General features: G+C 73.2%; 11 protein-coding genes. 2 read left to right on the forward strand and 9 right to left on the reverse strand.

The window, feature by feature from the left end; translation table 11 throughout:
• Positions 1-63: 63 nt before the first annotated feature.
• From ACZ6TV_RS31675 to ACZ6TV_RS31700, 6 genes are read right to left on the reverse strand one after another with little or no spacing between them, the layout of a single operon-like run.
• Positions 64-1,002: a hypothetical protein gene (locus tag ACZ6TV_RS31675; RefSeq protein ID WP_465300959.1), complete on the reverse strand. Its 939-nt coding sequence runs from the start codon at positions 1,000-1,002 to the stop codon at positions 64-66.
• 50 nt (positions 1,003-1,052) lie between these two features.
• The gene (locus ACZ6TV_RS31680; RefSeq protein WP_465300960.1) at positions 1,053-1,739 is read right to left on the reverse strand and encodes a SanA/YdcF family protein; all 687 of its coding nucleotides are present in this window, start codon (positions 1,737-1,739) and stop codon (positions 1,053-1,055) included.
• 10 nt (positions 1,740-1,749) lie between these two features.
• Positions 1,750-3,099, reverse strand: coding sequence for an MATE family efflux transporter (locus ACZ6TV_RS31685; protein ID WP_465300961.1), 1,350 nt, complete (start codon positions 3,097-3,099; stop codon positions 1,750-1,752).
• Entirely contained in the window at positions 3,074-4,057 is a 984-nt protein-coding gene (locus tag ACZ6TV_RS31690; protein WP_465300962.1) for a sugar transferase, read from the reverse strand. The genes ACZ6TV_RS31685 and ACZ6TV_RS31690 overlap by 26 nt, the downstream gene beginning before the upstream one ends.
• Positions 4,058-4,097: 40 nt before the next feature.
• Positions 4,098-5,984 (reverse strand): asparagine synthase (glutamine-hydrolyzing), encoded by a 1,887-nt coding sequence (gene asnB / locus ACZ6TV_RS31695; RefSeq protein WP_465300963.1) that lies wholly within the window; start codon positions 5,982-5,984, stop codon positions 4,098-4,100.
• 16 nt (positions 5,985-6,000) lie between these two features.
• Complete coding sequence (locus tag ACZ6TV_RS31700) at positions 6,001-6,780, reverse strand: WecB/TagA/CpsF family glycosyltransferase (protein ID WP_465301101.1); 780 nt, start codon at positions 6,778-6,780, stop codon at positions 6,001-6,003.
• A gap of 347 nt (positions 6,781-7,127) precedes the next feature.
• Here ACZ6TV_RS31700 and ACZ6TV_RS31705 point away from each other — a divergent pair, with 347 nt between their 5' ends.
• Entirely contained in the window at positions 7,128-7,703 is a 576-nt protein-coding gene (locus tag ACZ6TV_RS31705) for an RNA polymerase sigma factor (RefSeq protein ID WP_465300964.1), read from the forward strand.
• 8 nt (positions 7,704-7,711) lie between these two features.
• Positions 7,712-8,971, forward strand: a complete 1,260-nt coding sequence (locus ACZ6TV_RS31710) for a CU044_5270 family protein (RefSeq protein WP_465300965.1) — start codon at positions 7,712-7,714, stop codon at positions 8,969-8,971.
• 390 nt (positions 8,972-9,361) lie between these two features.
• Here the strand turns inward: ACZ6TV_RS31710 and ACZ6TV_RS31715 are convergent, their stop codons facing one another.
• The 3 genes from ACZ6TV_RS31715 to ACZ6TV_RS31725 form a co-directional block, all read right to left on the reverse strand.
• Complete coding sequence (locus ACZ6TV_RS31715) at positions 9,362-10,948, reverse strand: AfsR/SARP family transcriptional regulator (protein ID WP_465300966.1); 1,587 nt, start codon at positions 10,946-10,948, stop codon at positions 9,362-9,364.
• A gap of 212 nt (positions 10,949-11,160) precedes the next feature.
• On the reverse strand, positions 11,161-11,685 hold the full coding sequence (locus ACZ6TV_RS31720) for a MauE/DoxX family redox-associated membrane protein (protein WP_465300967.1): 525 nt from the start codon (positions 11,683-11,685) through the stop codon (positions 11,161-11,163).
• A 164-nt stretch (positions 11,686-11,849) separates the two neighbouring features.
• On the reverse strand, positions 11,850-12,044 hold the full coding sequence (locus ACZ6TV_RS31725) for a hypothetical protein (RefSeq protein ID WP_465300968.1): 195 nt from the start codon (positions 12,042-12,044) through the stop codon (positions 11,850-11,852).
• Between the last annotated feature and the right edge of the window lie 31 nt (positions 12,045-12,075).

Here is a 12,075-nt window from a genome sequence, read left to right on the forward strand (position 1 = left end):
CGCCACTCGGGCGACCCGGCCCTGTGCGTGCAGGGCCGGGTCCACCGCCCGTCCCTGCGCGGCTCAGTTCTGGTCCAGCTCCTTGAGCAGGTAGAACGCGGTGTCGCTGCCGTACTCGGTGAGGGCGGCCCGCAGCGCCGTCCGGTAGGCGTCCCGCTCGTCCTCGGTGCGCTGCGGCGCTCGGTACAACGGGAACAAGGCCTGCAGGGCCATGTCTCTCCCGTCGTGGCCCACCTCGGGCGTGAGGGACATGAGCTGCGCCCACGCGCCGGGCACGCGGCCGGCGCAGCGGGTGATCGGGTGGCTGAAGTCGTCGTAGTGGAAGCGCCCGGGCTGCGCGCCGACCTGCACGAGCGCCTCCAGGGCCTCGGGCGGGACGCTGTCCATCCGCTCGAGGTGCCACGCGGCCTGCACGGCCCGGCCGTCGTCGGCCCCGTGCAGGTCGGCGAGCACCGCCGTGAGGATCTCGGGATCCGGCCGCAGCCCGGCGCAGACCACGCATCCGCACCGCTCCCGCGCGGCGTCGACGCGGCCGGTCTCCTCCTCGGTCAGCTCGTCGAGCGGCAGCAGGAGGTCGTCGCCCCGCAGCCCGTCGTCCTCCACGAGCCACAGCCGGTCGCGCAGGACCACGAACCGTTCCTCGCCCGCCGCCGCGTCGGGCCGCGGCCCGGTGACGGTGACCCCGTGCCGCCCGGCGACGTACCCGACCCGCTTCCAGTCGACGGCGACGGCGACGGCGCACCAGTGCGCCCAGGCGAGCATCGAGCGCGGGCAGCTGCCGGCGGGGCTGGGAAACCACCAGTACATCCGCCGGTCCCCGGTCCGATGCCGCTCCGCGGCCGGTTCGAGCCCGTCGAGGTAATGGTCCAGCTCGTCGTAGGCCTTGCCGCCGAGCACGTGGAACCACTGCGCGAACGTCCGCATCTCCTCCCACACCGCCACGCGCGCCGTGTCGACGTCACCGTCGCCGTCAATGCCGATCGAGAACCCGATGCCACCCATGCGCGCGGACGCTACCAACCGCGCGCCATCCGCTCGGCCACCCGCGTCGGTCAACCGGCTTGCAGGGCGTCCCGGACCTGCGGGGTCGGCGGGGAGGTGACCGCCGGCGGGCGGCCGCGCACCGCGTCCCAGGCGGCCTTGCCGCTGGCGAAGTAGTCCCGCACGGCCTTGCCGGCCAGCAGGCCGGCCGCGCAGCCGTCGCAGCGGGCGTTCACGCCGTCGGTGTCGATGCCCGCCTGCCGGCACAGCGTCACCGCGCGGGACAGGTGGTAGGCCTGGGTGACGACCAGGGCCCGGGTGACGCCGTAGACGTCCCGCGCCCGCACGCACGTGTCGTAGGTGTCCAGGCCGTACGGGTCGGGCACGATGCGGCGCGGGTCGACGCCGAGGCCGGTCAGGTACGCGGTCATCACGGCCGGCTCGTCGCCGGACTCGCCGCCGCCGTCGCCGGACACCAGGATCACCCGGGCGCGGCCGCTGTCCACCAGTGCGGCGGCGGTGTACAGCCGGCCGGCCAGGCGTGGCGCGGGCGTCCGCCGGTCCGCGGCCACCTCGCCGCCGAGCACGATGACGACGTCCACGGCCGGCGCGTCCGCCTCGTCGTGCACGTGACCGCTCGCGGCGATCTGCGTCCACAGCCATGGCGCGCTGGTGAGCAGCAGCGCGGCGGCCGCGCCGAGCACCACCCGCCGGCGCCACCGGCGCACCGGCTTCGCCTTCTCCTGTGCGTCCGTCATGCCGAGCACCCTATTCACCGGACGCCATGGCGTGGGGCCGCCGGCCTTCGCTCGGAACCGCCCCGGCGTGGGTCACCGGCGACCTGAGCGTGCCGCCGCCGGCTCTCAGCGCGTAGGCGTAGAGGGTGACCATGCAGATCAGGCTGGCGGCCGAGCCGGTGAGCAGGCCCCAGGCGGCGCCGCGCAGGCCGCCGTGGCCGGCGCCGAAGGTGAGGCCGCTGAGGGAGACGGCGGCGAAGAAGACGTAGTGCGCGAAGAGCATCCGGGCGCGGTGCATGCCGCGCATCGCGGCGGTGAACGGGACCTGGAGCAGGTAGAGCGCGCCTTGCAGGGCGACGGGCAGCACCAGTGACGCGGCCTCGGCGAACTTCTGGGTGTGGACCAGGACGGAGGAGACGACGGGCCAGACGGTGAGCACCATGAGCGCGCCGAGGACGGCGAACGCGGTCGCCAGCCGGCGGGTCTGGCGGCGCAGGGCGAGGAGGCCGGGTTCGGCGGCGTTGCGGGAGACGTGGGGGACCAGCAGGTTCTGGACGGCGGTGATCAGGTTCTGCACGGGCTGGAGCTGGACGGTCTGCACGAAGCGCAGGTTGGCCAGGTCGATCGTGGACAGGCGGGCGGCGACGATGAAGCTGATCGCCAGGACCTGGACCTGGGCGACGACGGCGGTGATGGTGAACCAGCCGGACAGCTGTCCGGTGTCGGCCAGCCAGGCCCGCGGACTGCCCTGCCAGGGCAGCCGGCGTTCGCGGACGAGGTGGACGGTGACGCCGGCGGTGGCGCCGAGGCCCCAGCCGGTGAGCAGCCCGCCGGCGCTTGCGGTGTGGGTGAGGACCATGACGGCGACCACGACGGCCTGGGTACCGGCCCAGACCAGGTCGATGCCGAGGGCCTTGTCCGGGCGGCGGTCGGCCAGGTGATCGAAGCGGGCCGTGTCGTGCAGCATGATCGGGACCATGAACGGCGCGAGCCAGATGAGCTGGCGCAGGTCGATCCCGCCGCCACCGGGGTGCAGGGCCCACAGGACCACGAAGACGACGGTGGTGATCAGGCCGGAGCACAGCGCGGTGGCGAGGCCGTTGCGGGCCAGGCGCGCGCGGGGCTCGCCGTCGTGGCGCGACGCCAGTGCGAGCAGCACGTCACCGACGACCGCTCGGTTGAGGCACGTCGCGAAGTAGCCCACCGCCAGCGCCAGGGCGAGCGCGCCGAACTGCCCCTTGGGCAGCAGGATCCCGCCCAGGAGGGTGTTCGCCGAGTTGGCGGCGGCGATGACCAGCTGGTCGAGCAGCCCGGCGCCGGCGAGCCGGCCTCGGGCGCGCGGGACGCGCGTCCGCTCAGGCGTCCTGGGTCTGGCCGGCATGCTCGACCAGCGTCGGCGGCTGCACCGCGGCGGGAGCGGGCGCGGCGAGCTCCTGTTCGTCGTAGTGGCGCTCGCCGCGGATCGTGGTCAGCACGGCACGGACGAGCAGTTGCAGGTCGAGTCGCACGCCCTGGTGCTCGATGTAGGCGAGGTCCTTCACCAGCCGCTCCTGCGGCGGCATGTAGAACCTTTCGATCTGGGCGATGCAGGCGATGCCGGGCCGCACCGTGTGCCGTTCGGTGTAGCCGGGCACCGACTCGAGGTGCTTGCGGACCAGCACGGTGCGCAGCGGCCGCGGCCCGACCAGGCTCATCGAGCCGCTGAGCACGTTGATCAGCTCGGGGAGCTCGTCGAGGTGCCAGCGGCGCAGCCGGCGACCGACCTTGAGCGTGCGCGGGTCGCCGGCGGGCGACACGACCGGTCCCGTGAGCCGCTCGGCGCCGTACTGCATGCTGCGGAACTTGAACTGGCGGAACGTGCGGCCGCCGCGGCCCACGGAGTTCTTGGTGAAGAAGATCGGCCCGGGCTCCTCGAACCAGATGAGCAGTCCGATGATCGGCCACAGCGGCAACGTGACCGCCAGGCCGACGAGCGCGCCGGTCACGTCCAGGACCCGCTTGCCCCGCGGCACCGGGCGCACGGTGCAGGTCTTGTGGTACCCCAGGACCGCGTGCTGGACGGCGGGCGACGGCGGCGCGTTGTCCTCGACGATCCCGGCGGTGGCGCCGCTGAGCACGATCCCGCCGGCGAACGATCCGGTGATCAGGATCATGGCGACCCGGGCCGGCACCTCGTGATCGAGGCGCAGCCAGATCCACGGCGCGGCGATCAGCGCCACGGTGACGAGGAAGGCGACCCGGCAGGCCCAGGCCCGGACCCGCCGGGGCACGGAGGAGGTGAGGACGACGGCGGGAAGCAAGGCCAGCAGCAGCGGGAAGAGCAGCCACCAGAGTCTCACGGGATCTCGGACCTCCTGGGCAGGCGGGCACGCGCCGTCGTCATCGGTATGCCTTCTCCCGCTCGGCCCACATGGTGAACAGCAGCAGGATCCAGATCTCCCGGGCGTGTTCGGCCACGCCGCTGAGGTGGCGCTCGACGATCTCGTTCACCGCGTCGAAGCGCAGGTAGCCCTGCCGCCGCAGGACGTCCCGGCACAGGTACTCGCGTACCAGCGGCCGGAACTCGCCGCGCAGCCAGTGCGGCAGCGGGGCGTTGAAGCCCTTCTTGCCCATGGCGAGCGTCTGCGGCGGCAGCAGGCCGGTCATCGCCTGCCGCAGCAGCCGTTTCGGTTGCCGGCCCGGGAACTTCATCGACCCCGGCAGCGAGAAGGCGAACTCGAGCATCGACGTGGCCAGCAGCGGGACCCGTACCTCCAGGGAATGCGCCATGCTCACCCGGTCGACCTTCGTCAGCACGTCGTCGGGCAGGTAGACGTGGGTGTCGGTGTACTGGAACCGGGTCGTCCGGTCGAAGCCGGCGCCGGCCTCGTAGTGCGCCTCGTGCGTGTCGTACGTGTCGCACAGCTCGGCGAGCACGTCCGGCTGCAGCAGCCGCGCCTTGTGCGCCTCCCGGAACACGACCCGCCACAGGTAGTGGCTGCGGCCGGGCTCCTCGAGGGCGTTGTCGGCGAAGCGACGGGCCTTGAAGTCGAAGCTCGCCCTGGCGCTGGAGCGCGGAAGGAAGCGCAGCAGGCCCGGCACGATCCCGGCCGTCACCGCGCGCGGCAGGTGGCGGTAGTAGCGGGCGTACTTGTCGGCCTGGTACGTGAGGTAGCCGGCGAAGAGCTCGTCCCCGCCGTCGCCGCTCAACGCCACCGTCACGTCCCGGCGGGCGAGGCGGCACAGGTAGTAGGTGGGCACCATCGACGGGTCGGCGAACGGCTCGTCGAAGGCCGGCAGGATGCCGTCCATGACGTCCTCCGCCGTCGGTTCGACCACGAGCTCGGTGTGGTCGGTGCCGAACCTGTCCGCGGCGAGGGCGGCCCCGGCGCGTTCGTCGTACGACCTGTCGGCGAAGCCCACCGAGTAGGTCTTCAGCGTGGCGTCAGGCAGCGCGCGCCGGGCCGCCGCGACGACCGTGCCGGAGTCCATGCCGCCGCTGAGGAAGAAGCCCACCGGCACGTCGGCGGCCAGCTGCTGGCGGACGCATTCGACGGTGAGGTCACGCAGGACCGCGCACGCGTGGGCGGCGGTGATGCGGGGCCGCCGCGGCACGTCGGCGAGCGCCCAGTAGCGCCGCACCGTGCTGCGGTTGTCCTGCCAGACCAGCGTCGTGCCCGGTTCGAGCTTGCGGATCTCCCGGTACATTGTCCGCGGTGCGGGCACGTACATCAGCGACAGGTACGCGCTGAACGCCTGCAGGTCCGGTGTCCGATCGGGGATCGCGCACAGCACCGCCTTGATCTCCGAGCCGAACACGAGACCGTCGGGGCGCTCGGCGTAGTGCAGCGGCTTCACCCCGACCCGGTCGCGGCACAGGACCAGCCGGTGCCGGGCGCTGTCGTACAGGGCGACGGCGAACATGCCCTCCAGGTGCCGCGCGAAGCCGGTGCCGAACTCCTCGTACAGGTGCGGGATCACCTCGGCGTCGTTGCCGGAGCGGAAGGTGTGGCCGCGCGCGGCGAGGTACTGCCGCAGCCGCCGATGGTTGTAGATCGCGCCGTTGAGCACCGCGTGCACCGTGCCGTCCTCGGACCGCACCGGCTGCCGGCCGTGCAGCACGTCGATGACCGCCAGCCGCGCCACCGCCAGGCCGGCGGTGGCGGTGACGAAGAAGCCGTCCTCGTCCGGGCCCCGGTGGGCGAGGCTGCCACACATGGCGCGCAGCCGGTCCTCGTCGACGGCGGGTCCGCCGCCGGTCACGACGATTCCGGTGATTCCGCACATGAGTCCTCCGCCGCGGTCAGACCGGTGCCGGTTCGGCGGGCCGGTGCGAGGGCACGGGCACGGCCGGCTCCCACAGCCCGACCTTCTGCGCCGAGAGCCGCACGAGGTACCGGGGGCCGAGGACCAGGTACCGCCGCCACAGCCGGCGCGGCTCGAGGAACAGCCGCCACAGCCAGGCCAGGCCGTTGCGTTGCATCCAGCGTGGGGCGTAGCTCAGCAGCCCGGCGTGATAGTCGAAGGCCGCCCCGACCGCCAGCAGCGGCATGGCGAGCAGCGGCCGCATCGCGTGGACGAACGACTCCTGCCGCGGACAGCCGAGACCGACCAGGACCAGGCGGGCACCCGACGCGTTGACACGTTCGGCGATGCGCGCGTACTCGCCCGGCTCGGCGTCACGGAACCGCGACGGTTCGGCGCCGGCGATCCGCAGCGCCGGGACCGTCCGGGGCAACGCCTCGGCCAGCCTCGCGACGGTCCGCGGCGTGGACCCGTACAGATAGACCGGCAACTCCTCGACGGCCGCGCGCCACAGCACCCGGAGGGTCAGTTCCGGCCCGCTCACCCACTCGCGCAGCTCGGCCCGGTGCAGCAGGTTCAGCGCCCAGCGCACCGGCTGGCCGTCCGGGACGACCACGTCGAAGGCGTTGAGCCGGGCGTTGTGCCGCCGATCGGACACCCCGGTCATCACGCCGTGCACGGCCAGCGCGGTCAGGATGAACGGGCGCTGCTGCCGGGCCGCCACGAACACCTTCGCGACCGCCGCGTCGTAGTCGATGACGTCGACCAGCACCCCCATGACGCTGCGTTTTCCCGCGTCGACCAACGCTCTTCCTTTCCTCTCGCCCCGCCGGCACGCGCCGACCACGCCGGCGGGCTCGAGGCAACGAACGCCGGCGTCAACTGCGGGATGCTGAGCGCGCCTGTACCCGCGCGGTTGCCGGCAAACGCCGGACGGGGGCCGTGCGGAGGTGACTTGCGGTGGGCGGGCGCGCGACCGCGACGCCGTGCCGGCGTGTCCCTCGCCCCGGTCACCCGAGGTATCACCGACCCGGCAGGTTTACGCGGTTCCGGCCGTACGCCGTGAAGATCGTTCCGGGTGCCGTCAATCAGGACGTGAAGGGTCCGACCGAAGAAAGGAGCCGGATGGGTTCGAAAGTGGCGGTGGAAGGCGACGACGCCGAGTTGCTGGCGCGGTCGCTGTCCGATCCGGAGAGCTTCTCGACGCTGTTCGACCGGTACTTCACGGCACTGCACGGGTACGCGTCGCGGCGGCTCGGCGGCACCGGCGGCGACGACGTCGCGGCCGAGACGTTCCTCGTCGCGTTCCGGCAGCGGGACCGGTTCGACCCCGCGCGCGGCACGGTCCGCGCCTGGCTGTACGGGATCGCGACCAACCTCGTCCGTGAGCACCGGCGGGACGAGGAGCGCGGCTACCGGGCGCACACGCGGGTGGCGGCGCAGCCCGTGTACTCGGGTGACGTGGACCGTGCCGACTCCCGCGTGTCGGCGGCCGCGGCCCGGGACGGGCTCGTCGCCGCGCTGGCGGATCTGCAGCCCGGCGACCGCGACGTGGTGCTGCTCGTCGTCTGGGGCGAGCTGTCGCACGACGAGGTCGCGTCGGCGCTCGGCATCCCGGTGGGCACGGTCGGATCCCGGCTGCACCGCGCCAGGAAACGGCTGCGTGCCGCCCTGGACAACATCAACCCGATCGAAAGGTGACGATCGCCATGGACGAACTTGAACTGCTCGCCGGCGCCCGGCCGGTGAGCCCGCCGCCGGTGGAGACGGTGAACGAGGCGCGGCGCCGCCTGGGACGCCAGATCTACGCCAGGCCCGCGGCGCGCCGGCGGGCACGGTTCCTGCTGCCCGTCGCGGCCGGTGTGCTCGCCGTGTCGACCGGGATCGCGGTCGGCGCGCACGTCCTGAGCCGGGACGCGCCCGCTCCGCCCGGTGCCGGCGGCCGCCCCGGATCGACCCGCACGGCGGACACCGGACCGCTGAAGCCGGACCACCGCTCGGCGCAGGAGCTGCTGCTCGTCGCGGCCGAGCAGACGCTGCACCAGACCGACCCCGGCTCGGGCAGATACTGGCTGTCCACCTGGGAGGAGGGCCAGCTCCTGCAGGTCGGCGGGAAGGGGGCCGAGTACGCCGTCATGGGCCGCCACGCCAACCGCCAGTGGTACTCGAGCACGGACAGCTTCACCGTGTTCGAGTCCCGCTGGGCCGGTGCGGAGCCCGCCTCCGACGCGGACAAGGCCGCCTGGAAGCGCGCCGGGTCGCCGAGCAGCTGGCCGATCGACCAGGGACCGGGCTGCCCGGCGGACCCGAGCAAGAGCTACACCCTCGACGCCGCCGAGACCGGCCAGGTCTCCAGGTCCGACGACGGTTCCGGGAACGCCGGCAACGGCAGGCTCACGCCCACCAAGGAGCCGTCCCAGTTCCGGGTCCTCGGCGAGTACCTGACGGCGGACCAGATCCGCGCGCTGCCGTCCGACCCGGCCGCGCTGAAGCAGTGGCTGATCGGCGTCATCCGGAAGCGGAACCTGCCGCACGGGACCGGCGTGGAGCTCGGCGAGTCGCTCTTCAACGGCGTGCAGAACCTGCTGTTCTTCAACCCCATCACGCCGCAGGTCCGCGCCGCCGCGTACCAGGTGCTCGCCGGTATGCCCGGCGTGACGTCGCTCGGCGCGGTGCGGGACGGCGAGGGGCGCAACGGCGTCGCCGTCTCCATCACCAGCAACGACACGGCCGATGAGCAGCGCGCCGACTCGGGCGGGCCCTACGCGGTGAGCATCGTGTTCAGCCCCGACACCGGGGACACGCTCTCGTTCGAGACCCGGGTGCTCAAGCCCGCCGACTACCTGTCGTGGGTGCCGAAGGGCGCGCTGTTCAGCTACCGGGCGGTGACGCAGATGCGCTGGACGGACGAGGAACCCCCGGCCGCGAACGCGCCCTCCGTGGTGATGCGCAGCGCGGGGGCCTGCTGACGATGCCGCGTCTCATCCGGCTGTCCGTGGCGGGTCTGGTCCTCGCCACGACGGGAATCGTCGTGACCGCGGCCGACGACCGGGCGTACGGGCCGCGCTGACGACCGGACCGGCAGAGGAAACGGTCGTCGGGCTCGGGACGGGACCCCTGCTCGACGACCGTCTTCCCGGCCCGGCTGTTCGGTCACCCGCAGCGCCGCAGCGCCGCAGCGTGCCGTTGCCGCCGGCCTCCGGTGCGCCGGCCGGCGACGGCGTGGCCGGTGTTGGTCCTCGCGTCCCGGATCGTGCCGACGATCGTCGTGCCGTCGGTGGCCTGCCCTTTCCAAGGAAGGACGCGACCTCGCGCCCAGCGGTTGTCACCCGGGCCGGGGGATCCGGGCGCCGCTGGGGTCAGGCCGCGGACCGGTAGGAGATGCGCAGGTCGCCGCACGACAGCGTGCGGAAGCGGCGGCGCTCGGTGACCAGGTCGGCGGCGAGCCGGTCGAGGGGGACGTCGGGGGCGCTGGTCAGCCGGGCCGCCACGATGCGCAGCGCGAGCGGCAGGCCACCGCAGAGCTCGACGAGCGTCTGCAGCGAATGCTTGGACGCGGCGCTGATCCCGGTGCCCGAGATCGTGGCCAGCAGCCGGATCGCGTCGTCGTCGCTCAGCGGCGCCACCTCCACGTGCGCGGTCGCGTCCAGCGCCGCGAGCTTCCGCTCGCTGGTGACGATGACGGCGCTGCCGCTCGTCGCGCTGAGCAACGGCCGTACCTGCGCCTCGTCGGCGGCGTTGTCCAGCAGGATGAGCAACCGGCGGTCCGCCGACGCGGAACGGAACCGGGCCGCCGCCTCCTCGACGTCGCTGGGCACCTGGCCCGCCGGGGCGCCCAGGGCCCGCAGGAACCAGCCGAGCACCTGCGCCGCGCCCGCCGTGCGCAGGTCGGCGTACAGCTGACCGTCGGGGAACACCGGGATCAGCTCCGTCGCGGCCCGGATCGCGACCGCCGACGCGCCCGCGCCGCTCGGCCCGTGGATCGCCACGACGGTCGGCATCCCGGCCGGCTTCCCGGCCGGCACCGTACCGTCGCCGCAGCGCGCGGCGACGGTGGCGACGACCGAGTCGACCTCCCGGTCCCGCCCGATCAGCGTCGGCGGTGAGACCGGCAGTTCCCGCGGCGTCCAGGTGGTGACCGTGGCCCGCGGCGCGAGGACCGGCCGCAGCACCGCCCGGGGGTGCGCGACCGGCCCGCCTAACGCCGGGTCGCGGGCCAGCACGGCCTGGTGCAGCTGGACCAGGTCCGGCCCGGGTTCGACGCCGAGATCCTCGATCAGCACGGTGCGGGCGCGCTGGAACGCGGCCAGGGCGGCGCCGACGTCACCGACCCGGTACAGCGCGAGCACCAGATGCCCCCAGAGCCGCTCCCGCAGCGGGTGGCTCTCGGTCAGCCGCCGCAGGTCGGCGATCAGGTCCGCGTCGCCGTGCGTCTGCTGCCGCGCGTTGATCCACTCCTCGACGACCGCCAGCCGCTGCTCGTCCAGCGCGGACAGCCGCCGGTCGAGGAACCTGGAGCGCGGCACGTCCTCGCCCGCCGCGCCGTGCCACAGGTCCAGTGCGTCCCGGAAGTACGTCGCGGCCCGGTCGGCCTTGCCGTCGGCGAGTGCCGCATAGCCGGCGCCGGCCAGGTTCGCGAAGACGGCCGTGTCCAGCTCGTCGTCGTCGACCTCGATCAGGTACCCGGGCGGCCGGCCGTGCACCCGTGGCCGCCGCCACCCGTCGATGATCGTGCCGCGCAGGCGGGAGGCGTACGTGCGGATGTTGGAGACCGCCGAGTTGGGCGGCTCGCCGTCCCACAGCACTTCGAGGAGCCGCTCCATCGGCACGACGTGGCCCCGGTCGAGCAGCAACGCCACCAGCATCGCCCGCTGTTTACTGGGTCCGAGCGGCAGGGACTCCGCACCGCACCGCACCGTGACCGGTCCGAGCAGCTGAAATTTCACGATTGCTCCCCGTAGACAGACAGATGTTCGTCGTGGACTTGCACGAACCCGTTCAATATCTGCTGCAAAGTTCGCAAACGTGCGAGGGATTGTAAAGACCTTGCCACCTACCGGAAACAGCCCAAAGCAGCGCGGTGCTCACCCGGCGACGCGCCCGGATCCGGCGGGCGGGCCGGCCACGGTGCCGGCGGAGAACGCGACGACCAGGGCCGTCATCGGCGATATGCCGGGCCGGCGCCGAACAGGCCCGCGATGTCGTCGGCCCACACGACCAGCAGCGCCCCGACGGCACCGGCGAACCCGGCGACGACGAGACCGGCGGGTTCGGTCCCGCCGCCCGTGAGGCCCAGCGCCGCGAATGCCGTGAGGATCACGTTGCGCAGGAGGTGCTCCGGTCCCAGCCGGCGCTCCGACACCCCGAAGCAGCGGCACGGCGCCTGGTCCCCCCGCCGCAGCGCCAGCCCGACCACGGCGGTGAACCCGGCCGTCATCGCCAGGGCGGCCACGGTGCCGGCGGTCGCCGTGGCCGGGACGACGAGCAGCACGGCGATCGTCAGCTCGGCCACCGGCACCGCGGCGGCCGCCGCGATCCTGTCGCCCGCCGTCAGCTTGCGCGCGACCGGCAGCAACCGGGCCAGGGACTGCCGGAACCCGGCAAGGTCACGCAGCTTCGCCACCGCCGCGACCGCGAAGGTCACGCTGAGCAGCACCTGGGCACCGAACGCCACATACCCCATGCCCCGCACGGTACGTACGCCCGGCACACACCATGTACATCGTCGATACATCCGGCCCCGGTGCCGGCCGGTGGCCGCGACGCCGGGGGAGCCCGGAAAAACGAACACCGGCCGTGCCTGCCCGATGGTGCACGGGCAGGCACGGCCGGCGCCTGGATCACTCTTTAGCAGCTGCCGCACGGGTTGTAGTACGTGCGGACACCCTGACCCTCGCAGTAGATGCGGTACCAGTACTGGTACGCGCCGGCGCCGCAGTAGCTGCAGCCGTTGCCTCCCGCGAAACACGCCGCCTGAGCCTTTGCCTTGGGGGCAACAATGCCCAGCAGCCGGTCGCTGATGGCGTTCATGGTCTTGACCATTTGGCCCTCCTTTCGTCCAGCGCCACGCTAG

The organism is Dactylosporangium sp. NPDC051087 (assembly GCF_055586325.1).